General features: G+C 61.9%; 22 protein-coding genes. 14 read left to right on the forward strand and 8 right to left on the reverse strand.

Annotated elements, in window-relative coordinates:
- Nucleotides 1-5: 5 nt before the first annotated feature.
- The 5 genes from lepB (at nt 6) to pdxJ (ending at nt 4,250) form a co-directional block, all read left to right on the forward strand.
- Complete coding sequence (gene lepB / locus Q8X48_RS09665) at nt 6-860, forward strand: signal peptidase I (protein ID WP_015093643.1); 855 nt, start codon at nt 6-8, stop codon at nt 858-860.
- Nucleotides 861-1,045: 185 nt separating this feature from the next.
- On the forward strand, nt 1,046-1,735 hold the full coding sequence (gene rnc, locus Q8X48_RS09670; protein WP_007973960.1) for a ribonuclease III: 690 nt from the start codon (nt 1,046-1,048) through the stop codon (nt 1,733-1,735).
- Nucleotides 1,728-2,630: a GTPase Era gene (gene era, locus Q8X48_RS09675; RefSeq protein WP_007973959.1), complete on the forward strand. Its 903-nt coding sequence runs from the start codon at nt 1,728-1,730 to the stop codon at nt 2,628-2,630. Before rnc ends, era begins: the two co-directional genes overlap by 8 nt.
- Nucleotides 2,631-2,761: 131 nt before the next feature.
- Nucleotides 2,762-3,451, forward strand: a complete 690-nt coding sequence (gene recO, locus Q8X48_RS09680) for a DNA repair protein RecO (protein ID WP_407800597.1) — start codon at nt 2,762-2,764, stop codon at nt 3,449-3,451.
- 52 nt (nt 3,452-3,503) lie between these two features.
- The gene (pdxJ, locus tag Q8X48_RS09685; protein ID WP_407800598.1) at nt 3,504-4,250 is read left to right on the forward strand and encodes a pyridoxine 5'-phosphate synthase; all 747 of its coding nucleotides are present in this window, start codon (nt 3,504-3,506) and stop codon (nt 4,248-4,250) included.
- A 128-nt stretch (nt 4,251-4,378) separates the two neighbouring features.
- Here pdxJ and mltF read toward each other — a convergent pair whose 3' ends face one another.
- Nucleotides 4,379-5,839, reverse strand: a complete 1,461-nt coding sequence (gene mltF, locus Q8X48_RS09690; RefSeq protein ID WP_407800599.1) for a membrane-bound lytic murein transglycosylase MltF — start codon at nt 5,837-5,839, stop codon at nt 4,379-4,381.
- A 285-nt stretch (nt 5,840-6,124) separates the two neighbouring features.
- Between mltF and purL the strand changes: the two genes are divergently transcribed.
- Both purL and cutA read left to right on the forward strand, forming a co-directional pair.
- Nucleotides 6,125-10,021, forward strand: coding sequence for a phosphoribosylformylglycinamidine synthase (gene purL / locus Q8X48_RS09695; protein WP_407800600.1), 3,897 nt, complete (start codon nt 6,125-6,127; stop codon nt 10,019-10,021).
- Nucleotides 10,022-10,026: 5 nt separating this feature from the next.
- The gene (cutA, locus tag Q8X48_RS09700; RefSeq protein ID WP_102674876.1) at nt 10,027-10,338 is read left to right on the forward strand and encodes a Nif3-like dinuclear metal center hexameric protein; all 312 of its coding nucleotides are present in this window, start codon (nt 10,027-10,029) and stop codon (nt 10,336-10,338) included.
- Between the two features lie 186 nt (nt 10,339-10,524).
- Here cutA and nagE read toward each other — a convergent pair whose 3' ends face one another.
- From nagE to Q8X48_RS09735, 7 genes are all read right to left on the reverse strand, one after another.
- Nucleotides 10,525-12,240, reverse strand: a complete 1,716-nt coding sequence (nagE, locus tag Q8X48_RS09705; RefSeq protein WP_407800601.1) for an N-acetylglucosamine-specific PTS transporter subunit IIBC — start codon at nt 12,238-12,240, stop codon at nt 10,525-10,527.
- A 40-nt stretch (nt 12,241-12,280) separates the two neighbouring features.
- Entirely contained in the window at nt 12,281-14,797 is a 2,517-nt protein-coding gene (gene ptsP / locus Q8X48_RS09710; RefSeq protein ID WP_407800602.1) for a phosphoenolpyruvate--protein phosphotransferase, read from the reverse strand.
- 150 nt (nt 14,798-14,947) lie between these two features.
- Nucleotides 14,948-15,958, reverse strand: a complete 1,011-nt coding sequence (locus tag Q8X48_RS09715) for an SIS domain-containing protein (RefSeq protein WP_407800680.1) — start codon at nt 15,956-15,958, stop codon at nt 14,948-14,950.
- The gene (gene nagA, locus Q8X48_RS09720) at nt 15,951-17,057 is read right to left on the reverse strand and encodes an N-acetylglucosamine-6-phosphate deacetylase (RefSeq protein WP_126049513.1); all 1,107 of its coding nucleotides are present in this window, start codon (nt 17,055-17,057) and stop codon (nt 15,951-15,953) included. Before nagA ends, Q8X48_RS09715 begins: the two co-directional genes overlap by 8 nt.
- 34 nt (nt 17,058-17,091) lie before the next feature.
- Entirely contained in the window at nt 17,092-17,823 is a 732-nt protein-coding gene (locus Q8X48_RS09725; RefSeq protein ID WP_126049515.1) for a GntR family transcriptional regulator, read from the reverse strand.
- A gap of 470 nt (nt 17,824-18,293) precedes the next feature.
- The gene (locus tag Q8X48_RS09730) at nt 18,294-18,797 is read right to left on the reverse strand and encodes a L,D-transpeptidase family protein (protein WP_007973946.1); all 504 of its coding nucleotides are present in this window, start codon (nt 18,795-18,797) and stop codon (nt 18,294-18,296) included.
- Between the two features lie 121 nt (nt 18,798-18,918).
- On the reverse strand, nt 18,919-19,470 hold the full coding sequence (locus tag Q8X48_RS09735; RefSeq protein WP_108228019.1) for an NUDIX hydrolase: 552 nt from the start codon (nt 19,468-19,470) through the stop codon (nt 18,919-18,921).
- Nucleotides 19,471-19,617: 147 nt separating this feature from the next.
- Here Q8X48_RS09735 and Q8X48_RS09740 point away from each other — a divergent pair, with 147 nt between their 5' ends.
- The 7 genes from Q8X48_RS09740 (at nt 19,618) to guaB (ending at nt 25,374) form a co-directional block, all read left to right on the forward strand.
- The gene (locus Q8X48_RS09740; RefSeq protein ID WP_007973942.1) at nt 19,618-20,217 is read left to right on the forward strand and encodes a CoA pyrophosphatase; all 600 of its coding nucleotides are present in this window, start codon (nt 19,618-19,620) and stop codon (nt 20,215-20,217) included.
- A gap of 45 nt (nt 20,218-20,262) precedes the next feature.
- A complete protein-coding gene (locus Q8X48_RS09745; RefSeq protein ID WP_095964847.1) occupies nt 20,263-20,787 on the forward strand; it encodes a gamma carbonic anhydrase family protein in 525 nt (174 codons plus the stop codon).
- On the forward strand, nt 20,784-20,999 hold the full coding sequence (locus Q8X48_RS09750) for a DUF1289 domain-containing protein (protein WP_126049517.1): 216 nt from the start codon (nt 20,784-20,786) through the stop codon (nt 20,997-20,999). Before Q8X48_RS09745 ends, Q8X48_RS09750 begins: the two co-directional genes overlap by 4 nt.
- A 225-nt stretch (nt 21,000-21,224) precedes the next feature.
- Nucleotides 21,225-21,692: a VUT family protein gene (locus Q8X48_RS09755; protein WP_217837302.1), complete on the forward strand. Its 468-nt coding sequence runs from the start codon at nt 21,225-21,227 to the stop codon at nt 21,690-21,692.
- A gap of 77 nt (nt 21,693-21,769) precedes the next feature.
- On the forward strand, nt 21,770-22,951 hold the full coding sequence (gene purT, locus Q8X48_RS09760) for a formate-dependent phosphoribosylglycinamide formyltransferase (RefSeq protein WP_007982831.1): 1,182 nt from the start codon (nt 21,770-21,772) through the stop codon (nt 22,949-22,951).
- A gap of 185 nt (nt 22,952-23,136) precedes the next feature.
- The gene (locus Q8X48_RS09765) at nt 23,137-23,685 is read left to right on the forward strand and encodes a hypothetical protein (protein ID WP_007973932.1); all 549 of its coding nucleotides are present in this window, start codon (nt 23,137-23,139) and stop codon (nt 23,683-23,685) included.
- 219 nt (nt 23,686-23,904) lie between these two features.
- A complete protein-coding gene (guaB, locus tag Q8X48_RS09770) occupies nt 23,905-25,374 on the forward strand; it encodes an IMP dehydrogenase (RefSeq protein ID WP_095964851.1) in 1,470 nt (489 codons plus the stop codon).
- Nucleotides 25,375-25,459: the final 85 nt, after the last annotated feature.

Below are 25,459 nucleotides of genomic sequence, written 5' to 3' on the forward strand. Positions count from 1 at the left end.
GTCCTATGTCACTAAATTTCCCGCTGTTGCTGGTCATCGCCGTATTTGTCTGCGGCCTGTTGGCGTTGCTCGATCTGTTGATCCTGGCCCCGCGTCGGCGTGCCGCCATCGCCTCCTATCAGGGCAGCGTCAGCCAGCCTGACATGGTCGTGGTCGAGCAGCTGAACAAAGAGCCGCTGCTGGTCGAATACGGCAAGTCGTTCTTCCCGGTGTTGTTCATCGTGCTGGTGCTGCGTTCGTTCCTGGTGGAACCGTTCCAGATTCCTTCCGGTTCGATGAAGCCAACCCTGGATGTCGGTGACTTCATCCTGGTGAGCAAGTTTTCCTACGGGATCCGCTTGCCGGTGATCGACAAGAAAGTCATCGAAGTCGGTGATCCGCAGCGCGGTGATGTGATGGTATTCCGCTACCCGAGCGATCCGAACGTCAACTACATCAAGCGTGTGGTTGGCTTGCCGGGCGACACGGTTCGCTACACCGCCGACAAGCGTCTGTTCGTCAACGGTCAGTCGATTGCCGAGCAACTGGTCGGCTCCGAGCCGGGCACGCTGGGCAGCGCCGAGCTCTACAAGGAAAAACTCGGCGCCGCCGAGCACATGATCCGTAAAGAGATGAGTCGCTACCGCGCCATGCCGGACCATTCGTGGACCGTGCCGGCCGGGCACTACTTCATGATGGGCGACAACCGCGACAACTCGAACGACAGTCGCTACTGGGATGATCCGAGCATTCCCAAGGATCTGCTGGGCATGGTTCCCGACAAGAATATCGTCGGCAAGGCCTTCGCGGTCTGGATGAGCTGGCCGGAACCCAAACTCAGTCACCTGCCGAATTTCTCGCGGGTTGGCCTGATCAAGTAATCAAACACGGCGCTGTTGAACACAGCGCCGAATGCATTTCTGGAACCTGAAGAAGGTGACGGAAAAAGCATGAAGCCAATGATATTCAGGACGTTATTTTTGAACACAGCGTTAATTGTCCCAAGCCTGCGCCGCCTCACGGCGATGGCAGTGCAATCGAACCACGAACTCAGCGTGGGTAAACCGTGAGCGTCTCCTTAAGCCGTCTAGAGCGTCAGCTCGGCTACACCTTCAAGGATCAGGAACTGATGGTCCTGGCCCTGACTCACCGCAGTTTTGCCGGGCGTAACAACGAGCGCCTGGAATTCCTCGGTGACGCCATCCTCAACTTCGTCGCCGGCGAGGCGTTGTTCGAGCGTTTCCCGCTGGCCCGCGAAGGCCAGTTGTCGCGTTTGCGCGCACGCCTGGTGAAAGGTGAGACCCTGGCCGTACTGGCCCGTGGTTTCGATCTGGGCGAGTACCTGCGTCTGGGCTCGGGCGAGCTGAAAAGCGGCGGTTTCCGTCGCGAGTCGATTCTGGCCGATGCCCTGGAAGCGCTGATCGGTGCGATCTACCTCGACGCCGGCATGGAAGTGGCCCGCGAGCGTGTGCTCGCCTGGCTGGCCGGAGAGTTCGAAGGCCTGACGCTGGTCGACACCAACAAAGATCCGAAGACCCGCCTGCAAGAGTTCCTGCAGTCCCGTGGTTGTGAGCTGCCGCGTTACGAAGTGGTGGATATCCAGGGTGAGCCGCATTGCCGGACGTTCTTCGTCGAATGCGAAATCATCTTACTGAATGAAAAAAGCCGAGGTCAGGGTGTGAGCCGTCGTATTGCCGAACAGGTAGCGGCCGCCGCAGCACTGATTGCCCTGGGTGTGGAGAATGGCAATGACTGATACAAACGCAACGCGCTGTGGCTATGTTGCCATCGTCGGCCGTCCGAACGTGGGCAAGTCCACGCTGCTGAACCACATCCTGGGTCAGAAGCTGGCGATCACCTCGCGCAAGCCGCAAACCACCCGCCACAACATGCTCGGTATCAAGACCGAGGGCGACGTGCAGGCGATCTACGTCGACACCCCCGGTATGCACAAGGGTGGCGAGAAGGCCCTGAACCGCTACATGAACAAGACCGCTTCGGCGGCGTTGAAAGACGTCGACGTGGTGATCTTCGTGGTCGACCGCACCAAGTGGACCGAAGAGGACCAAATGGTGCTCGAGCGCGTCCAGTACGTGACCGGTCCGCTGATCGTGGCGCTGAACAAGACCGATCGCATCGAAGACAAGGCCGAGCTGATGCCGCACCTGAGCTGGTTGCAGGAGCAGCTGCCGAATGCGCAGATCATCCCGATTTCCGCGCAGCACGGGCACAACCTCGATGCACTGGAGCGGGTGATTGCCGAGCACTTGCCGGAAAACGATCACTTCTTCCCGGAAGACCAGATCACCGACCGCAGCAGCCGCTTCCTCGCTGCCGAGCTTGTGCGCGAGAAAATCATGCGCCAGATGGGCGCCGAGCTGCCGTACCAGATCACCGTTGAAATCGAAGAGTTCAAGCAGCAGGGCAAGACCCTGCACATCCATGCCTTGATCCTCGTCGAGCGCGATGGCCAGAAGAAAATCATCATTGGCGACAAGGGCGAGCGCATCAAGCGTATCGGCACCGAAGCGCGCAAGGACATGGAGCTGCTGTTCGACTCCAAGATCATGCTCAACCTGTGGGTCAAGGTTAAGGGCGGCTGGTCCGATGACGAGCGTGCACTGCGTTCGCTGGGTTACGGCGACCTGTAATACCCCGAAAGCCCCCCTGTAGGAGCGAGCTTGCTCGCGATGGACTTGAGAGCGCCGCGTTCATTCAGAAAGCCCGCGTTATCGTTATCCACCATCGCGAGCAAGCTCGCTCCTACAGTATGTGAGACTTGATGTCCTCAACTCCGCCCCTCGCCCAACCCGCCTACGTCCTGCATTCGCGCGCCTACCGTGAAAACAGTGCGCTGGTGGATTTCCTGACGCCGCAAGGCCGGCTGCGGGCGGTGTTGCGCAGTGCGCGAGGCAAGGCCGGGACGCTGGCGCGGCCATTCGTGCCATTGGAAGTCGAGTTCCGGGGCAAGGGCGAGCTGAAGAACGTCGGGCGCATGGAAAGTGCCGGTGTTTCCACCTGGCTCAATGGCGAGGCGCTGTTCAGCGGTCTTTACCTCAATGAACTGCTGATTCGCCTGTTGCCTGCCGAAGATCCCCATCCCGCCGTATTCGAACATTACGCCGCGACCCTGCTTGCTCTGGCCGAAGGTCGGCCGCTGGAGCCGTTGCTGCGTTCGTTCGAATGGCGCTTGCTCGATGATCTTGGCTACGGATTCTCACTGACTGCGGATATCCACGATGAGGCCATCGCCCCCGACGGTCTCTACCGTTTGCAAGTGGATGCCGGGCTGGAGCGGGTCTACCTGCTGCAACCGGGTCTGTTCAACGGCACCGAACTGCTGGCGATGGCCGATGCAGACTGGAGAGCGCCGGGTGCGTTGTCGGCGGCCAAGCGTTTGATGCGTCAGGCATTGGCCGTGCATTTGGGTGGACGCCCACTGGTTTCCCGCGAGTTGTTTCGAAAGCCGTAATTTCCCCGTGTATGCTGTGCACCGAACTTTCTCTTCTTCTGGAGCGTTTTCCGTGACCACCAGCACCCGTATTCTTCTTGGCGTGAACATCGACCACGTTGCCACCCTGCGTCAGGCCCGGGGCACCCGTTATCCGGACCCGGTCAAGGCAGCGCTGGACGCGGAAGAGGCGGGCGCTGACGGCATCACCGTGCACCTGCGCGAAGACCGCCGGCACATTCAGGAGCGCGACGTTCTGGTGCTCAAGGATGTGCTGCAAACCCGCATGAACTTCGAAATGGGCGTCACCGAAGAAATGATGCAGTTTGCCGAACGCATCCGCCCGGCGCACATTTGCCTGGTGCCGGAAACCCGTCAGGAACTGACCACCGAAGGCGGACTGGACGTGGCGGGGCAGGAAGCGCGGATCAAGGCGGCGGTCGAGCGCCTGTCGAAGATCGGCTCCGAAGTGTCGCTGTTCATCGACGCCGATGAGCGTCAGATCGAAGCCTCGCGCCGTGTTGGCGCCCCGGCCATCGAACTGCACACCGGGCGTTATGCCGATGCCGAGACACCGACCGAAGTCGCCGAAGAACTCAAGCGTGTCGCCGATGGCGTGGCCTTCGGCCTGGCCCAGGGCCTGATCGTCAATGCCGGGCATGGCCTGCATTATCACAACGTTGAAGCCGTGGCGGCGATCAAGGGCATCAACGAGCTGAACATCGGGCATGCACTGGTGGCCCATGCGTTGTTCGTTGGCTTCAAGTCGGCTGTGTCGGAGATGAAGGCGCTGATTCTGGCGGCTGCGTTAAAGGGCTGAGATCGGCGGCGCTGCCATCGCGGGCAAGCCACGCTCCCACAGGTCCCGGTTGTACACAGTTATGTGAGCGACGCGGACCTTGTGGGAGCGGGCTTGCCCGCGATGGCGTCATCAAATACAACGAAGATTCAGAGCGGCGCAGGCTCTTGAGCCGGTTTGCTCTTGTCGATCCCCGGAACCAGCAGTTTGCCCTCGGCGACCTGGTCGCCTTCAAGCTGTGGCTGGGTTACCCAGGTCAGGATGTCGTAGTAGCGACGGATGTTCGCCACGAAATGCACCGGTTCGCCGCCTCGGGCGTAGCCGTAGCGGGTCTTGCTGTACCACTTCTTCTCGGACAGGCGCGGCAGGATCTTCTTCACGTCCAGCCATTTGTCCGGGTTCAATCCTTCCTTGGCCGCCAGTTTTCGCGCGTCGTCCAGATGGCCGCTGCCGACGTTGTAGGCCGCCAGGGCAAACCAGGTACGGTCCGGTTCCTGGATCGAGTCGTCGAGCTGGTCTTTCATGTAGGCCAGGTACTTGGCACCGCCCATGATGCTTTGTTTCGGATCGAGGCGGTTGGACACGCCCATGGCCTGCGCGGTGTTCTGGGTCAGCATCATCAGGCCGCGCACACCGGTCTTGGACGTGACGGTCGGTTGCCACAGGGATTCCTGATAGCCGATGGCCGCCAGCAGGCGCCAGTCGACTTTCTCTTTCTTGGCGTAGGACTTGAAGTGCTGTTCGTACTTGGGCAGGCGTTGCTGCAAGTGCTGGGCAAAGGTGGTGGCGCCCATGTAGCCGAGCACGTCGACGTGCCCGTAGTAACGATCCTTGAGGCGTTGCAGGGTGCCGTTTTTCTTGACCTTGTCGAGGTAGTCGTTGATTTCGTTGAGCAGGCTGTTGTCGTCGCCCAGCCCGACGGCCCAGCTCTGGTTGCTGGCGTCACCGAGGTCGAAGGCGACCCGGATGTTGGTGAAGTACACCTGGTTCATCGCGACTTCGTTGGAGTCGACCAGCGTCAGGTCGATCTGACCTTCGTCGACCATGCGCAGGAGATCGACGACCTCGACTGCGTCAGACTCTTCGTATTCGATGCCGGGAAATTTCTGTTTCAGCTTTGCCAATTGTTCGGCGTGGGTGCTGCCCTTGAGCACCATGATTTTCTTGCCCACCAGGTCCTTGGCGTCGGTCGGCCGTGACTGGCCGTTGCGGTAAATGACCTGCGGGGTGACTTCCAGATAAGAGTGCGAGAAGCGCACCTGCTTCTTGCGTTCTTCGCTGCTGACCAGACCGGCAGCCGCCAGCACCGGGCCGTTGGGCTTGCCTACCTGGTTGAACAGGTCATCGAGGTTGTCGGCGGTCTCGATCTTGAGCTCGACCCCCAGATCGTCGGCGAAGCGCTTCACCAGCTCGTATTCGAAGCCGGTTTCACCGTTGCGATCCTGAAAGTAGGTGGCGGGGCTGTTTCGGGTAACCACCCGCAGCACGCCATCCTCCTTTACGCGCTCGAGCGTGTTGGGTTTATCAACACAGGCGCCGAGCATCAGGAAGAGTCCGGTTGCGATCAGCCATTTGGCGTACCGCGGACGCAAAGCCATTGGGAAAAACATCTGCGCAGTATACGCAAAGGACCACGGGCGCCATATCTCGACAGTGAAGGGCGAGTCTGCTAGAGATCACAAAACCGGCCGAAACCCCGCAGGAACGGGCCTTGTCTGCATTTTGTGACAGTAAAAATAAGCTGTCGTCACACGCCCGGTTAACCTGACTTTCGGGGCAGAAACACAGATCGACACCCGAGTGCAACCGTGCGTAGCGTTTCGGGTGATGTCGCGGGCTGTTTAGGCTAGAATGCACGGCCTCAAAGCACACCCCTTCCCGAGGCTGTCCCGAAGATGTTGATCCTGCGCGGCGCTCCTGCCCTTTCCGCCTTTCGCCACAGCAAGCTCCTTGAGCAACTGAGCCAGAAGGTTCCGGCTGTCAGCGGCCTGTATGCTGAATTCGCTCACTTCGCCGAAGTTACCGGCGTCCTGACCGGCGACGAACAGCAGGTGCTCGCGCGCCTTCTGAAGTACGGTCCAAGCGTTCCGGTACAAGAACCGACCGGTCGTCTGTTTCTGGTACTGCCGCGCTTCGGCACCATCTCGCCGTGGTCGAGCAAGGCCAGCGACATCGCCCGCAACTGCGGCCTGGCGAAAATCCAGCGCCTGGAGCGCGGTATCGCGTTCTACGTGGCCGGCCAGTTCAGCGATGCTGAAGCCCGGTTGATCGCTGACGGTCTGCACGACCGCATGACCCAGATCGTCCTGGGCAACCTCGAACAGGCCGCCGGCCTGTTCAGTCACGCCGAACCGAAACCCCTGACCGCCATCGACGTGCTGGGCGGCGGCCGCGCCGCGCTGGAAAAAGCCAACACCGAGCTGGGCCTGGCCCTGGCCGAAGACGAGATCGACTATCTGGTCAACGCCTTCGTCGGCTTGAAGCGCAACCCACATGACATCGAACTGATGATGTTCGCCCAGGCGAACTCCGAGCACTGCCGTCACAAGATCTTCAACGCCAGTTGGGACATCGACGGCCAGAGCCAGGAAAAAAGCCTGTTCGGCATGATCAAGAACACCTATCAGATGCACAACGAAGGTGTCCTGTCGGCTTATAAGGACAACGCTTCGGTGATCGTCGGCTCCGTGGCCGGTCGCTTCTTCCCGGACCCTGAAACCCGCCAGTACGGCGCGGTGCAGGAACCGGTGCACATCCTGATGAAGGTCGAGACCCACAACCACCCGACCGCGATTGCTCCGTTCCCGGGCGCGTCCACCGGTTCCGGTGGCGAAATCCGCGACGAAGGCGCCACCGGTCGCGGTGCCAAGCCGAAAGCCGGCCTGACCGGTTTCACCGTGTCCAACCTGCAGATCCCGGGCTTCGAACAGCCGTGGGAAGTGCCATACGGCAAGCCTGAGCGCATCGTTACCGCGCTGGACATCATGATCGAAGGCCCATTGGGCGGCGCTGCGTTCAACAATGAATTCGGTCGTCCGGCCCTGACCGGCTATTTCCGTACCTTCGAACAGTCGATCACCACCCCGCACGGTGACGAAGTTCGCGGCTACCACAAGCCGATCATGCTGGCAGGCGGCATGGGCAACATCCGTGAAGAGCACGTCAAGAAAGGCGAGATCGTCGTTGGCTCCAAGCTGATCGTGCTCGGCGGCCCGGCGATGCTGATCGGCCTGGGTGGCGGCGCGGCTTCCTCCATGGCCACCGGCACCAGCTCGGCGGACCTGGACTTCGCTTCGGTTCAGCGTGAAAACCCGGAAATGGAACGTCGCTGCCAGGAAGTCATCGACCGTTGCTGGCAACTGGGCGACAAGAACCCGATCAGCTTCATCCACGACGTGGGTGCGGGCGGTCTGTCCAACGCCTTCCCGGAACTGGTCAACGACGGCGACCGCGGTGGCCGTTTCGAACTGCGCAACATTCCAAACGACGAGCCGGGCATGGCCCCGCACGAAATCTGGTCCAACGAATCCCAGGAGCGCTACGTTCTGGCGGTCGGCCCGGCTGACTTCGAGCGTTTCAAGGCGATCTGCGAACGTGAGCGTTGCCCGTTTGCCGTGGTCGGCGAAGCCACTGCTGAACCCCAGCTGACCGTCACCGACAGCCACTTCGGCAACAGCCCGGTGGACATGCCACTGGAAGTATTGCTGGGCAAGGCGCCGCGCATGCACCGTTCGGTGGTACGTGAAGCCGAGCTGGGCGACGACTTCGATCCGTCGACCCTGAACATTGCCGACTGCGTCGAACGCGTCCTGCATCACCCGGCCGTGGCGAGCAAGAGCTTCCTGATCACCATCGGCGACCGCACCATCACCGGCCTCGTGGCCCGTGACCAGATGGTCGGCCCGTGGCAGGTTCCGGTGGCCGACGTTGCCGTCACCGCCACCAGCTTCGACGTCTACACCGGCGAAGCCATGGCCATGGGCGAGCGGACTCCGCTGGCACTGCTGGACGCTCCGGCGTCGGGCCGCATGGCCATCGGCGAAACCCTGACCAACATCGCGGCCTCGCGCATCGGCAAGATCTCCGACATCAAGCTGTCGGCGAACTGGATGTCCGCTGCCGGTCACCCGGGCGAAGACGCGCGTCTGTACGACACCGTGAAAGCGGTCGGCATGGAACTGTGCCCTGAGCTGGGCATCACCATTCCGGTGGGCAAGGACTCGATGTCCATGGCCACGCGCTGGAACGATGAAGGCGTGGACAAGTCCGTCACGTCGCCGATGTCCCTGATCGTGACCGGTTTTGCGCCAGTGACTGACATCCGTCAGACCCTGACCCCGCAACTGCGCATGGACAAGGGCACCACCGACCTGATCCTGATCGACCTGGGCCGCGGCCAGAACCGCATGGGCGCCTCGATCCTCGCGCAGGTTCACGGCAAGCTCGGCAAACAGGCTCCGGACGTCGACGACGCCGAAGACCTGAAGGCCTTCTTCGCCGTGATCCAGGGCCTCAACACCGACGGTCACCTGCTGGCTTACCACGACCGTTCCGACGGTGGTCTGCTGACCTCCGTCGTCGAAATGGCCTTCGCCGGTCACTGCGGCCTGAGCCTGAACCTCGACAGCCTGGCGGATTCCTCCGCCGACATCGCAGCGATCCTGTTCAACGAAGAACTGGGTGCGGCGATCCAGGTTCGCCAGGACGCCACCCCGGACATCCTCGCGCAGTTCAGCGCTGCCGGCCTGGGCGATTGCGTGTCGGTGATCGGTCAGCCAATCAACAATGGCGAGATCGGTATCACCTTCAACGGTGACACCGTGTTCGAAGGCCAGCGTCGTCTGCTGCAACGCCAGTGGGCCGAGACCAGCTACCAGATCCAGCGCCTGCGTGACAACGCCGATTGCGCCGAGCAAGAGTTCGACGTGCTGCTGGAAGAAGACAACCCGGGCCTGAGCGTCAAGCTGAGCTACGACATCAACCAGGACATCGCCGCGCCTTACATCAAGAAAGGCATCCGCCCACAGGTTGCCGTGCTGCGTGAGCAGGGCGTCAACGGTCAGGTGGAAATGGCGGCGGCGTTCGACCGCGCCGGTTTCAACGCGATCGACGTGCACATGAGCGACATCCTGGCCGGTCGTGTCGACCTGAACGAGTTCAAGGGCATGGTCGCTTGCGGTGGCTTCTCCTACGGCGACGTATTGGGTGCCGGTGAAGGCTGGGCGAAATCCGCGCTGTTCAACAGCCGCGCCCGCGATGCGTTCCAGGGCTTCTTCGAGCGCAACGACAGCTTCACCCTCGGCGTGTGCAACGGTTGCCAGATGATGTCCAACCTGCACGAGCTGATCCCGGGCAGCGAGTTCTGGCCGCACTTCGTGCGCAACCGTTCCGAGCAGTTCGAAGCCCGTGTTGCCATGGTGCAGATCCAGGAGTCGAATTCGATCTTCCTGCAGGGCATGGCCGGTTCGCGCATGCCGATCGCCATCGCCCATGGCGAAGGTCATGCCGAGTTCGCCAGCGAAGAAGCACTGCTGGAAGCCGATCTGTCCGGTTGCGTGGCGATGCGTTTCGTCGACAACCACGGCAAGGTCACCGAAAGCTACCCGGCCAACCCGAACGGCTCGCCGCGCGGTATCACCGGTTTGACCAGCCGTGACGGTCGCGTGACCATCATGATGCCGCACCCGGAACGTGTGTTCCGCGCCGTGCAGAACTCGTGGCGTTCGGATGACTGGAACGAAGATGCACCGTTGATGCGCATGTTCCGTAACGCTCGCGTGTGGGTGAACTAAGCGCCGTGTACAAGCTCAGCTTCTTTGTTCCCGACAGTCATGTCGACATGGTCAAAAGTGCCGTATTCGCCGCCGGTGGCGGACGTATCGGTGCTTACGATCACTGTGCATGGCAAGTGTTGGGCCTGGGCCAGTTTCGTCCACTGGACGGCAGTCAGCCGTTCATTGGCGAGGCAGGGCAGGTCGAACAGGTCGAGGAATGGAAAGTCGAGCTGGTAGTGGCTGATGAGTTGATTCACGCGGTGGTGGCGGCTCTGAAACAGAGCCATCCCTACGAGACACCGGCTTATGAAGTGTGGCGCCTGGAGGATTTCTGATTCTCGTGCCGCTGAAATGAAAAACCCGCTGAAAGAGATTTCAGCGGGTTTTTTATTACCCACAACTATTGTGGTGTTTGTGATGGCCTCTTCGCGAGCAGGCTCGCTCCCACAGTGGATCGATGTACACCGGACCCTTGTGGGAGCGAGCCTGCTCGCGATGGCGGCCTGTCAGGCACCGAGGATCTAAACCTTGGCACTGACCTCACTGCGATTGACCAACGCTTCCAACGCCCCACTCAAACTCGCCGCCTTGTCGCCAACCAGCAGATGCCAGATCCCGCCGTCCAGCTGACTCACACCCTGGCAACCCAGCGCTTTCAAATCACACTCCGACAATGCCTTGCCATTGGCCAGTTGCAGGCGGATGCGCGTCATGGCGATGCAGTCGAGTTGCAACACATTGTCGCCACCCCCCAGCGCATTGAGCCATTGCTGCGCTTCAGGTGTCGCCACGGCGGCCGGTGCACGCGCATCGATTTCCACTACCGGCGACGACACCATGGCACGACCCAGCGCCGGCATCGCCAGGCGAATTTCATCGGCAATCGCATCGGCCATCGGCCCCACCACTACCTGCAGACTCCCGCCCTTGCCCGGACGTACCACGGCCATGGCGCCGAGCGCTTTCAGACCGGTATCCGAGGCCTTGTTGCGATCCACCATGTCCAGGCGCAACCGCGTGGTGCAGGCACCAACGGTGATCAGGTTTGCGGCACCGCCCAAGGCCTTGATGTAAGCCCCGGCGCGTTCATTGTCGGCCACCGCCACTTGCGGGGCGGCAGCGCTGGTTTCGCGGCCCGGCGTCTTCAGGTCGAAACGCCGGATGCAGTAATCGAACACCACGTAATAGATCACGGCATACGCCAGGCCCACCGGGAACACCAGCCAGCCGTTGGTGGATTTGCCCCAGCCCAGGACCATGTCGATGAAGCCGCCGGAGAAGGTGAAGCCCAGGTGAATGTTCAGCGCATTGGTGATGGCCATCGACAGGCCGGTCAGCAACGCATGCAGCAGAAACAGTAGCGGCGCGAGGAACATGAAGGCGAATTCGATCGGCTCGGTCACGCCGGTCAGGAACGCGGTCAGGGCCATCGACAGGAATATCCCGCCCATCACCTTGCGCCGTTCCGGCAGGGCGTTGCGGTACATCGCCAGGCACGCGGCGGGCAGGCCGAAGATCATCACCGGGAACATGCCGGTCATGAACTGGCCGCCTTTCGGGTCGCCGGCGAAGTAGCGCGACAGGTCGCCGGTGACCAGCGCACCGGTGGTGGGGTCGGTGAAATTGCCGAACACGAACCACGCCATGTTATTGAGGATATGGTGCAGGCCGGTGACGATCAGCAAGCGGTTGAACACGCCGAAGACGAACGCACCAATGCTGCCGCTCTCCATCATCAGTGTGCCGAAGCTGTTGATGCCGTGCTGGATCGGCGGCCAGATATAGCCGAACACCACGCCCAGGCCCACGGCGGCGAACCCGGTGACAATCGGCACGAACCGTCGCCCACCGAAGAAGGCCAGGTATTCCGGCAACTTGATGTCCTTGAAGCGGTTGTACAGCGCGCCGGCCATCAGGCCGCTGACGATCCCGGCGAGCATGCCCATGTTGATGCTCGGGTCGAGCACCTTGAGGGTGGCGATCATCACCAGGTAGCCGATCACCCCGGCAAGCCCCGCCGTACCGTTGTTGTCCTTGGCGAAACCGACCGCGATGCCGATGGCGAAGATCATCGCCAGGTTGGCAAAGATCACCTGCCCGGCGTCGTGGATGATCGCGATGTTCAGCAGGTCGGTATCGCCCAGGCGCAGCAGCAGGCCGGCAATCGGCAGGATCGCGATCGGCAGCATCAGCGCGCGGCCGAGGCGTTGCAGGCCTTCAATGAAAAGTTGGTACATGGCGGATCTCCCTGGATTTTTGTTCTTCTTTTGTAAAGAGTTAGCTCAGAGGCCAGTGCTGGTGACAGGCATGACGCACGGCACTGGCGCTGCTCAGCTTGAGCAGGCCCTGACTGATGCGCCGGCATTCGCTGGCGTCGAGATGACGCACGCGGTCCTTGATTTCACCGATCTGTACCGGGCTCACCGACAGCTCGCTGACCCCCAGGCCGATCAACACCGGCGTGGCCAGCGGATCGGACGCCAGTGCACCGCACACGCCGACCCAGCGTTTGTGCTGCGCCGCGCCAGCGCAGGTCTGGGCGATCAACCGCAGCAGGGCCGGGTGCAGCGCATCGACGCGCGCGGCGAGCCCGGCGTGGTCGCGGTCCATGGCCAGGGTGTATTGCGACAGGTCATTGGTGCCGATGGACAGGAAGTCCGCGTGCTCCGCCAGTTGCTCGGCCAGCAGCGCGGCGGCCGGCACTTCAATCATCACCCCCAGCTCCGGGCGCTGCGCCAGGCCCAGTTCGGTGCACAAGGCGTCGAGGCGCTGGCGGATGTGCAGCAGTTCATCGACCTCAGTGATCATCGGCAGCAGGATCCGGCAGCGTGACAACGGGCGCAGGTGCAGCAGCGCGCGCAGTTGCTGGTCGAGCAGTTCCGGGCGGACCTGGGCCAGGCGAATGCCGCGCAGGCCGAGCACCGGGTTGGCCTCGGCGGGCAGTGGCAGGTAGTCGAGTTGCTTGTCGCCACCGACGTCGATGGTGCGGATGATCACCGACTTGTCGCCCATGGCATCGAGCACGGCTTGATAAGCCTGGTGTTGTTCCTGTTCGTCCGGGGCCGTCTGGCGGTCGACGAAGAGAAATTCGGTGCGCAGCAAGCCGACGCCGTCGGCGCCATTGGCCAATGCGTCTGCCGCTTCCGTGCTGGACGCCACGTTGGCGGCGACTTCGATGCACAGGCCATCGGTAGTCAGCGCCGGTGTGTGCGCCTGGGTCTGTTGTTCGGCCCGACGTTGTTGCTGTTGCTGTTGCAGCTGGCGCACGTCGGTCAGGCGCTGTGTGCCGGGGGTCAGTTCGAGGCGGCCGCCGTCGGCGTCCAGCACCACCGGTTGCCCCTGTTGCTGATCGAGCAGCGTCGAGCCCAGTGCGACCATGCACGGCAGGCCTTTGCCCCGGGCCAGAATCGCTACGTGGGAGGTCGCACCGCCCTCGGCCATGCACAGCCCGGCGACGCCTTGCTGGCTCAGTTGCAGCAGATCGGACGGAGTCAGTTCATGGGCCGCGACGATGGCGCCGGCCGGCACGTCGTAATGCCAGGTATCGCCGAGCAATACGCGCAGCACCCGTTGCTTGAGGTCGCGCAGGTCGTTGGCGCGTTCGGCGAGCAATGTGCTGCCGGTTTGCTGGAGCACTTCGCATTGCGCCTCGATGGCCTGGCTCCAGGCGTGGGTCGCGGCGGTGCCCTGGTCGACGGATTGACTGGCAGCGTCGAGCAAGGCCGGATCTTCGAGCAGCGCCAGGTGCGCGGCGAAAATGGCCTCTTCAGCGCTGTCCTTGTGTTTTTTTGCCTGGGCCAGGGTGTGGTCGATTTCGCTGCGCACCTGGCTCAGGGCCGCGTCCAGAACCTGCCGTTGCTGTTGCGGATCATGCTGGCCGGCATCCACTGGCAGGCTGATCGCATTCAGGCGAAACAGCGGCCCGCCGACCAGGCCCGGCGCTGCGCAGACACCGTGCAACACACCGGCTTCGGCGGGGCGATTGCGTTGGGCGATCATTGGTGGCGCGACGGCGTGACTGTCTTCGGCCAGGGTTGTGGATAACGCGGTGAGCAAGGCTTGCAATGCAGCTTCGGCGTCCGGGCCCTGGCAACTGACCTGGACTTCTGCCTGTTCGCCGATGGCCAACCCCATCAGGCCGATCAGGCTGTCGCAGGTGGCCGATTTGCCGGCGAAGTGCAGCTGCGATTTGCTTTTGAAACCTTGTGCGGTCTGACGGATCAACGCGGCCGGCCGCGCGTGCAGGCCGCCACGGTGCGCAATGCATACGTGGCCGACAATCTCGGCACCGGCAAACTCGATATCAACCTCTGCGGTCGATGTCTGTCGACGAATGATGTGCAGCAATGGCTCACCGACTTTCACCGATTTGAGGGTGATGGGCCGCGCCTGAAAGTCCTGGCTGTTAGTAAGGATCAGCAGGCTGACCAGGCTTTTGCACTGTTGCGCGACCTTGTCCAGGTCGTAGCGCAGCAGGGGTTGGCCATTGGCGACGCGCGCCCCTTCCTTGACCAGCATCGAGAAGCCCAGGCCCTGCAACTCGACCGTGTCGAGGCCCAGGTGCAGGAGCAATTCCGCGCCGTTGTCGGCACGCAAGGTCACCGCGTGGCCGGTGCGCGCGACATGCACCACCACACCCGCACAGGGGGCATGGAGCGTGTCGTTGAGCGGATCGATAGCGATGCCGTCGCCCATGGCGCCGCTGGCAAACACCGGGTCCGGGACTTTGGCGAGCGTGAGCACCGGGCCGCTGAGCGGGGCGCTTAAAGTCAGCTCTTTATTGTTGTTATGCATGGCTCGGTCTCATAAAAAGTTCAGATCAGCTCGCCACCTGTAGGAGCGAGCTTGCTCGCGAAGAACCTGAGAACAACGCGTTCATTCAGGAAACACGCGTCATCGTTGACGTCCATCGCGAGCAAGCTCGCTCCCACAGGGGACAATGATTCAATGGGTGCGGGTGACTTTGCTCAAGTGCCGCGGCTGGTCCGGGTCCATTCCGCGGGCCACGGCCAGGCCGGCGGCCATCACGTAGAAACTCTGGATCGCCAGAATCGGGTCGAGGGCCGGGTGTTCGGCGCGGGTCAGGGTCAGGTCGCGCTCAAGCACGTCATCCGGTGCGGCCAGCAGGACACGAGCGCCGCGCTGGCGCATGTCGGCGGCCAGGCTCAACAGACCGGCCTGTTCGGCGCCCCGTGGGGCAAACACCAGCAACGGGTAGTTGTCGCCGATCAGGGCCATCGGGCCGTGGCGGACTTCGGCGCTGCTGAAGGCTTCGGCCTGGATCGCCGAGGTCTCTTTGAATTTGAGCGCCGCTTCCTGGGCGATGGCGAAACCGGCGCCCCGGCCGATCACCATCAGCCGCTGGCAATCGCGCAAGGCCTCGATGGCCGGGCTCCAGTCCTGTTGCGCAGCGTTGCGCAGGCCGTCGGGCAAGGCCAAGCCCGCTTCGAGCAGTTCGGCGTCTTCCTTCCAGTGCCCGATCAACCGCGCGCTGGCGCTCAGGGTGGCGATGAAACTCTTGGTCGCGGCGACGCTGCTTTCAGTGCCGGCACACAGCGGCAGGCTGAACTCACAGGCGGCTTCCAGCGGTGAGTCCTCGGCATTGACCAGCGAAATGCTCAATGCGCCGCGCTTGCGCAACAGGCGCAGGCTGTTGACCAGGTCCGGGCTTTGCCCCGATTGCGAGAAGGCAAATGCCACCTGGCCGCTGACCTTCAGCGGCGCCTGCTGCATGGTCACCACCGACATCGGCAACGACGCCACCGGAATGCCCAGCAGCTGCATGGTCAGGTAGGCGAAGTAACTGGCGGCGTGGTCGGAACTGCCGCGTGCCACGGTCATGGCCACTTGCGGCGGCTGACGACACAGGCGTCCGGCGATCTCGATCATCTGTGGGTCAAGTTGCTGCAATTGGGCTTGCACGGCCTCGAACGAGGACAGCGCCTCTTCAAGCATTTTTGAAGTCAATGTCTTCTCCTTCGACCATGACGGCGGTCAGTTTCAGTGAGCGATCCAGCCGCACGCAGTCGGCCCAGGCCCCTGGTTGCAGGCGCCCGCGTTCGGTGAGGCCGAGGTAGTCGGCGGGGAATTGCGACAGACGCTGCGAGGCTTCGGCGATGGGCAGGCCGATTTTCACCAGGTTGCGCAGGGCCTGATCCATGGTCAGGGTGCTGCCGGCCAGGGTGCCGTCGGGCAGGCGCACGCCGCCCAGACACTTGGTCACGGTGTGGCTGCCGAGTTTGTACTCGCCGTCGGGCATGCCGGCGGCGGCGGTCGAGTCGGTGACGCAGTACAGGCACGGGATCGAGCGCAGGGCGACGCGGATGGCGCCGGGGTGCACGTGCAGCAAGTCCGGGATCAGTTCGGCGTACTTGGCGTGGGCCAGTGCAGCGCCGACGATCCCCGGCTCGCGGTGATGCAGCGGGCTCATGGCGTTGTAGAGGTGGGTGAAACTGCTGGCGCCAGCCTCCAGCGCCGCGACGCCTTCCTCGTAACTGCCCAGGGTGTGGCCGATCTGCATGCGGATGCCGCGGCGGCTGAGGTCGCGGATCAAGGCATCGTGACCGGCGATTTCCGGGGCAATGGTGATCACCCGGATCGGCGCCAGTGCCAGATACGCTTCGACCTCGGCCATCAACGCGGTGTGGGCGAAGTTGGGTTGCGCGCCGAGTTTGCCGGGGTTGATGTAGGGGCCTTCGAGGTGCACACCGAGCACCCGGGCGCAGCCTTGTGGCCGCTGCTCATAGAATTCGCCGACGGCTTTGAGTACGTTGGAGATTTCTTCGCTCGGCGCCGTCATGGTGGTCGCCAGCAGCGACGTGGTGCCGAAGCGCACGTGGGTTCGGGTGATGGTTTCGAAGGCGGGCGTGCCTTCCATGATGTCTTTGCCGCCACCGCCGTGAACGTGCAGGTCGATGAAACCCGGCAGCAGATAAGGCAGGTCGTTGTCTACCGGATCGCAGGGTACGCCTTCGATGGACACGACTTTGCCGTGGGCGTGGACCAGTCGGCCGCGAACCCAGCCGTGGGCGGTGAGGATGTTGTCTTCGGACATGTCGGGATCTCGGTTTTTAGCGGCCGGCTGTTTGTCAGCGACGCAGCTCTGCCACAAAGTCGTAGTAGTCGTTGCGGCAATAGGTGTCGGTGACTTCGATGGGCGTGTTGTCTTCCAGGTAGCCGACCCGGGTCATCAGCAGCATGGCGGTGCCGGGGGCGATGCCGACCAGCGCGGCGAACTCGTCCGAGGCGTTGATCGCCTGGATGTGCTGCAAGGCGCGCACCACCGGCTTGCCGATGCCATCGAGAAATTCGTAGAGGGAATCACCCACCAATTGCGGCTTGGGAATGATCGAGGCGGGCAGGGTGCTCATCTCGATGGCCATCACGGTGTCGTCGGCCTTGCGCAGACGTTTGAGCCGCGCGACCTTGTCGTTGGGCGACAGGCCGAGGCGGATCAGCTCTTCGTGGGTCGGCAGGGTGATTTCCCGCTCCAGCCATTGCGAACCGGGCACGAAACCCTTGAGGCGGAGCATTTCACTGAAACCGGACAGACGCGACAACGGTTGTTCGAGGCGCGGCGTGATGAAGGTGCCGGAGCCTTGGTTACGGCGGATAAGGCCTTGTTCGAACAACACTTCCAGCGCTTTGCGTGCAGTGACGCGGGAGATGCCCAGGGTCTCGCTCAGATGGCGCTCCGACGGCATGGCCTGTTCGGCTTTCCACTGGCCGGCATGGATCGCCGCTTCCAGATTGCGTGCCAGTTGCAGGTACAACGGCGTGGGTTGGGTGTCGTCGGGGCGCAGGGCCTGTAGGTCGTTCATGTAGGCATTGTCCGATGCGGATATAGGATTGTTGTCGCCCGGTTGTGAGGCGAAACTAATACCACTTGCATACCATGTCAACGCGGGTGTTTTACAGGAATGTGCCATTTGTGGCTGGTTATAGGCTTGGTGGTTTTAAGTGGTATTAGCGGTGGGCTTTAAAACGACAAAGATCGCAGCCTGCGGCAGCTCCTACAGAGCGAAATGGTATTCACCCCGTAGGAGCTGGCGCAGGCTGCGATCTTCTGATTTTTTTTTTTGATGCCGACCAATGGTCGTGTTCAGAATTGTGCAATCGTTGTGGCGAGGGGGCTTGTCGGATCGCCGCACCGCCCCGTTCGGCTGCGCAGCAGCCGTGAAGTCAGCAGATCAGTTGAGTCAGACAACATGTGTTTGCAGGGTTTGGCACTGCTGCGCAGCGCAACGGGGGCAAGCCCCCTCGCCACAGAATCCCTTGCAGGGGCAGGGAATTACGGACGAATCTCGATCATCGTGCCGTCCGGCACCAGGTTCCAGACTTCGCGCATGTCCATGTTGCGCATGGCGATGCAGCCGTCGGTCCAGTCCAGGGTGTGGAACAGGTCTTCCGGGGTGTCTTCGGTATCCGGGGTGCCGTGGATCATGATCATGCCGCCGGGCTCGACGCCTTCACGACGGGCGCGGGCCGAGTCGCTGATGTTCGGGTAGGAAATGTGCATCGCCAGGTTGAATTTATCGCTGACCTTGCGCCAGTCGACCCAGTAGAGGCCTTCCGGGGTGCGCTTGTCGCCTTCCATCAGTTTCGGCCCCTTGGGACGCTTGCCCAGGGAAATGCGATAGGTTTTGAGCGGCTTGCCGTCATTGATCAATTGCAATTGATGGGAAGACTTGAGAACCAGGATTTTCTCGATGACCTTGCCGTCCAGGGGTTCCAGGGCAGAAGCCTGGGACACCGCGACGAAAGACAAACAGAACAGGGCAAGCAACCAGCGCATTGAAACGATTCCCCAGGAGGTGTCGCGACTATTTATTTATAGATGTTTTTGTGGGAGCCGCCGAAGGCTCGGGCCGCGTTCGGGCAATTTTTCAGCGGCTACGAATGATACCAATATGGCATCAGATAATGGCAGGCTGAGCAAGCGGCGGAATCGATTCAGACCGTACGGGATAGACCTCGGTCCGCCGGTCAGCGAAGAAGCATTCTAAGGTACGGCCCACCGTGCGGAAAGCCAGCTCATCCCAAGGAATGTCCGCTTCGTCGAATAGTTGCACTTCCAGGCTCTCGGGGCCGGCAGAAAAATCCAGGTCCGCAAGCTCGGCACGGAAGAACACATGCACCTGGCTGATGTGCGGCACGTCGATCAGGGTATAGATGCTCAGGTTGCGCACCCGGGCGCAGGCTTCCTCGGCGGTCTCGCGAATGGCGGCCTGTTCGATGGTCTCGCCGTTTTCCATGAAGCCGGCGGGCAGGGTCCAGTAACCGCGGCGCGGCTCGATGGCCCGCCGGCACAGCAACACCTTGCTGCCCCAGGTCGCCACGCAGCCGGCGACGATATTGGGGTTCTGGTAGTGGATGGCCTGACAGCTGTCGCAGACAAAACGCAGGCGCGAATCGCCCTCGGGAATGCGCTGGGTCACCGGGTTACCGCACTGGCTGCAAAATTTCATGCTGGGGTTCCTGAATGCTGGGCCTATCTTGGCGTGCGGCAGTGCCGGTCGGCAAGTTGTCGTTTCGCGACATGGGGCGGTTGCGGGGGTTGGGCGACCGCAGCGATTGGTGCATGATGCCGGGTAAGGCACAAATCGAGAACACTCATGCTGGACGAGCTACTGCATCGGGTTAGTAACCACACTCCACGCACACTGGAGACCGATCGTCGTTTTCCCGAGGCCGCGGTGCTGGTGCCCATCACCCGCAGTGACGAACCCGAGTTGGTGTTGACCCTGCGTGCCAGCGGCCTGTCGACCCATGGCGGCGAAGTCGCCTTCCCCGGTGGTCGCCGCGACCCCGAAGACTCCGACCTGATTTTCACCGCCCTGCGTGAAGCCGAGGAAGAAATCGGCCTGCCACCGGGGCTGGTCGAGGTGATCGGCCCGCTCAGTCCGCTGATCAGCCTGCATGGCATCATGGTCACGCCCTATGTCGGGGTGATCCCGGATTTTGTCGAATACCGGGCCAACGATGCCGAGATCGCCGCGGTGTTCAGCGTGCCCCTGGAATTCTTCCGCAAAGACCCCCGCGAACATACCCATCGTATCGACTATCAGGGCCGCAGCTGGTACGTGCCGAGCTATCGCTTTGGCGAATACAAGATCTGGGGGCTGACGGCGATCATGATCGTCGAGTTGATCAACCTGCTGTATGACGCCAAAATCAGCCTGCATCAACCTCCCAAAAGCTTTATCAATACCTGAAGCCATCGTTCGAATGGCACTGCCCGAGCCCTGAGGAAAACAACAATGAAATACCGCCTGGGCGACGCCCGTGTCCAAACCCATCCACAGAGCTGGGTCGCCCCCAATGCTGTGCTGGTGGGCAAGGTCAAGCTGGAAGAGGGCGCCAACGTCTGGTTCAACGCCGTGTTGCGCGGCGACAATGAGTTGATCCTGATCGGCAAGAACAGCAACGTCCAGGACGGCACCGTGATGCACACCGACATGGGCTATCCGCTGACCATCGGCACCGGCGTGACCATCGGCCACAACGCCATGCTCCACGGCTGCACCGTCGGCGACTACAGCCTGATCGGCATCAACGCAGTGATTCTCAATGGCGCGAAGATCGGCAAGAACTGCATCATCGGCGCCAATTCGCTGATCGGCGAAGGCAAGGAGATTCCGGACGGATCGCTGGTCATGGGTTCGCCCGGCAAAGTGGTGCGCGAATTGACTGAACCGCAAATCAAGATGCTGGAAGCCAGCGCCGCCCACTATGTGCACAACTCGCAGCGTTATGCCCGCGATCTGGTCGAGCAGGAAGAATGACGGCCACCGAACGCCCGGTAGCATCGCCCTGCGTGAGTATTTGTGCGCTGGATGACGATGACATCTGCACCGGTTGCCAGCGCACGGTTGAGGAAATCACCCGCTGGAGCCGCATGACCAACGACGAACGGCGCAAGGTGCTGGGGTTGTGTCATGAGCGGGCCAAGGCCAGTGGGTTAGTGTGGATGTTGCCCACCAAGTCCAATAACTAAGTCGGTCGCGCTTTTGTGGCGAGGGGGCTTGCCCCCGTTCGGCTGCGCAGCAGTCGTAAATTCAGCGGGCCAGGTTGGTCAGACAGAATGTGATTGCAGGATTTGGCGCTGCTGCGCAGCGCAACGGGGGCAAGCCCTCTCGCCACAAAAGCGCTTCGCCACAGGTTATTTGTGTACCGGAGATGGAGTACCCTGTGCACAAAATTGACAGGTACTACTGCTCCGATGCTCTTCCTGATCACCTACATCAGCAGCGTCGTGCTGATCAACTTCGCCTTTTCCACCGCGCCACACCTGGACATCCTCTGGTCGGCCTGGGGCGGGCTGGTGTTTGTGTTGCGCGACATGGTGCAAACCCGTTTCGGGCATGGCGCCCTCGTGGCGATGCTGGTGGCGCTGGTGTTGTCCTACGCCACCTCCGATCCGTCCATCGCCCTGGCCAGCGCCACGGCGTTCGCGGTTTCCGAGTGCATCGACTGGCTGGTGTTCAGCATCACCAAGCGCCCGCTGCATGATCGCCTGTGGATAAGTTCGGCCCTGAGCATTCCCCTCGATACCTTTATCTTCTTCGGCATGATCGACGCCCTGACGCCGGGGGTGATCCTCACCGCCCTGGGTTCGAAATTCGCCGGGGTCACTGCCGTGTGGCTGATCATGGCCTGGCGCCTGCGCAAACAGGCTGTCGTCAGCTGAAGTTCATGTAAAATGCCGCGCTTTCTCCCCATGGGAAGCGTGCTTCCCTCGATGATCCGCTTCTTGAGGACCTTCAGATGACCCGTATCGGAACTCCATTGTCGCCCACCGCGACCCGCGTATTGATGTGTGGCTGTGGCGAGTTGGGCAAGGAAGTGGTGATCGAGCTGCAACGCCTGGGCGTTGAAGTGATTGCCGTGGATCGCTACGCCAACGCGCCGGCCATGCAGGTGGCGCACCGCAGCCACGTGATCAACATGCTCGATGGCGCTGCCCTGCGTGCCGTGATCGAGGCCGAGAAGCCGCATTTCATCGTCCCGGAAATCGAAGCGATCGCCACCGCGACCCTGGTGGAGCTGGAGGCTGAAGGTTTCACCGTGATCCCGACTGCCCGCGCCGCGCAACTGACCATGAACCGCGAAGGCATCCGTCGCCTGGCCGCTGAAGAGCTGGACCTGCCGACCTCGCCGTACCACTTCGCCGACACCTTCGAGGACTACAGCAAAGCCGTCGAAGACCTCGGTTTCCCGTGCGTGGTCAAGCCGGTCATGAGCTCCTCGGGCAAGGGCCAGAGCCTGCTGCGCAGCGTCGATGACGTGCAGAAAGCCTGGGACTACGCCCAGGAAGGTGGCCGTGCCGGCAAAGGTCGGGTGATCATCGAAGGCTTCATCGATTTCGACTACGAAATCACCTTGCTGACCGTGCGCCACGTTGGTGGCACCACCTTCTGCGCGCCGGTCGGTCACCGTCAGGAGAAGGGCGACTACCAGGAATCCTGGCAGCCGCAGGCCATGAGCCCGATTGCCCTGGCTGAATCCGAACGCGTCGCCAAAGCCGTGACCGAAGCCCTGGGTGGCCGTGGTCTGTTCGGCGTCGAGTTGTTCATCAAGGGTGACCAGGTGTGGTTCAGCGAAGTCTCGCCGCGCCCGCACGACACCGGCCTGGTCACGCTGATTTCTCAGGACCTGTCGCAGTTCGCCCTGCATGCACGGGCCATTCTCGGCCTGCCGATCCCGTTGATCCGTCAGTTCGGGCCATCGGCCTCGGCGGTGATTCTGGTGGAAGGGCAGTCGACCCAGACCGCATTCGCCAACCTGGGCGCCGCCTTGAGCGAGCCGGATACCGCGCTGCGCCTGTTCGGCAAGCCTGAAGTCAACGGCCAGCGCCGCATGGGCGTGGCCCTGGCGCGCGACGAATCGATCGAAGCCGCCCGCGCCAAGGCGACCCGTGCTTCGCAGGCGGTTGTCGTCGAACTGTAAAAACAGCTATGGCGGGCCTATACCTTCTATAGGCATCGCGCCATTGCCTTACCTGTAGGAGCGAGCCTGCTCGCGATGGACTCAAGAACACCGCGGGGAACCAGACTCCCCCGCGTTATCGTTAACGACCATCGCGAGCAGGCTCGCTCCTACAGGTCATTTATCAATGCTCCAGGCCTGTACCCATGAATTCCCAAAGCATCATCGTCCCGAAAATCTCCACCCTGCCGGTGCACGAGCCCCGGGCCCGGGCCGTTGTGCGCTGGCTGGTGCGCAAGAACATCATCCAGGAAGAGCTGACCACCTGCGGCCGCACCGGCAATCGCATGGCCCATGCCATCGCTGACGGTGCCCGCGCAGTGGTCCTGCACCCCGAAGCCCTGCCGTTCGGTGAGCCGGTCAATGGCCTGGAGATCATTACCAAGCGCTGCATCTATACGCCGGCCAAGGGTTTCCTTGAGGAAGCCGGCTGCGCCGAGTGCCGCAAGGAGGTCGGTGAGGCGCTGTTCGAAAGCCTGGAAGACTGGATGCCGGGACGCACCGATAACTTCACCTGCCCGGAATGCGGGCATGAAGACGACATCAACGGCTTTCTGTTCCTGCAGGAATGCGGTTTCTCCAACCTCGGATTCATCTTCAACAACTGGGCCGAAGCCGGGTTCAAGCAAAGCTTTCTCGACGAGTTCGCCGACTGGCTCGATCAGCCGGTCAGCTGGGTCAAAGTCGAACTCTGAACTTCTGCAGGAGTGAGCTTGCTCGCGATGAACTTTCAGGTCACGCGGGTTTCCAGGCAACCCGCATTATCGTTCACGACCATCGCGAGCAAGCTCGCTCCTACAAAAAAGCGCCCCGTATGTCAGTAATGCCAATAATAGTCAGAGTTTTACATTGAACCCGAGGGGGTGTCTGACTATAATGGCGCGCTTCCATTTTCCCGCTCGGGAGCCCCCGCGATGCTGCGTATCAGCCAAGAAGCTCTGACATTCGACGACATTCTCCTAGTGCCCGGTTATTCCGAGGTGCTTCCTAACGAAGTCAGTCTCAAGACCCGCCTTACCCGTGGCATCGAGCTGAATATTCCACTGGTCTCCGCTGCCATGGACACCGTCACTGAAGCCCGTCTGGCAATTGCCATGGCTCAGGAAGGTGGTATCGGCATCATCCACAAGAACATGACCATCGAGCAGCAAGCTGCCGAAGTGCGCAAGGTCAAGCGTTACGAAGCCGGTGTGGTCAAGGACCCGATCACCATCGTCGCCGACGCTACCGTGCGCGAACTGTTCGAATTGACCCGCATGCACAACATCTCCGGCGTTCCGGTGCTGCACAATGGCGACCTGGTCGGCATTGTCACCTCCCGTGACGTGCGTTTCGAGAACCGTCTGGAAGCCACTGTCCGTGAAGTGATGACGCCTAAAGAGCGTCTGGTCACGGTCAAGGAAGGCGCCGACAAGAACGATGTGCGTGAACTGCTGCACAAGCACCGCATCGAACGCGTGCTGATCGTCGACGAAAAATTCGCCCTCAAGGGCATGATGACCGTCAACGACATCGAAAAAGCCAAGGCTTACCCGCTGGCCAGCAAGGACGATCAAGGTCGTCTGCGCGTGGGTGCTGCAGTCGGTACCGGTAAAGACACCGGTGACCGCGTTGCCGCGCTGGTCGCCGCCGGCGTTGACGTGGTGGTGGTCGACACCGCTCACGGTCACTCCAAAGGCGTGATCGACCGCGTTCGCTGGGTCAAGCAGAACTTCCCTGAAGTGCAGGTCATCGGCGGCAACATCGCCACCGGCGCTGCCGCCAAGGCCCTGGCCGAAGCCGGCGCTGACGCGGTCAAGGTCGGTATCGGCCCTGGCTCGATCTGCACCACCCGTATCGTCGCCGGTGTCGGCGTACCGCAAATCAGTGCCATCGCCAACGTCGCCGCTGCCCTCGAAGGCACTGGCGTTCCGTTGATCGCCGACGGCGGCATCCGTTTCTCCGGTGACCTGTCCAAGGCCATCGTCGCCGGTGCTTCCTGCGTGATGATGGGCTCGATGTTCGCCGGTACCGAAGAAGCGCCGGGCGAGATCGAACTGTTCCAGGGCCGTTCCTACAAGGCTTATCGCGGCATGGGTTCGCTGGGCGCCATGTCCCAGGCCCAGGGTTCCTCCGACCGTTACTTCCAGGACTCCTCGGCAGGCGCCGAGAAGCTCGTTCCGGAAGGCATCGAAGGGCGTGTTCCGTACAAGGGCACCCTGAGCGCGATCATCCACCAGTTGATGGGCGGCCTGCGTTCCTCGATGGGCTACACCGGTAGCGCCAACATCGAAGAGATGCGTACCAAGCCTGAGTTCGTGCGGATCACCGGCGCCGGCATGGCCGAGTCCCACGTCCACGACGTGCAGATCACCAAGGAAGCGCCAAACTACCGCGTAGGTTGAGCCTTCAAGCAACACGTTAAGCAACCGGGGCTGTTTTATTCAGCCCCGAGTTGTTTCTGAATCACGACTGTTTCCGAATTTTTTA

It is taken from the genome of Pseudomonas sp. QLc11A, from assembly GCF_052112305.1.
GTDB lineage: Bacteria > Pseudomonadota > Gammaproteobacteria > Pseudomonadales > Pseudomonadaceae > Aquipseudomonas > Aquipseudomonas laurylsulfatiphila.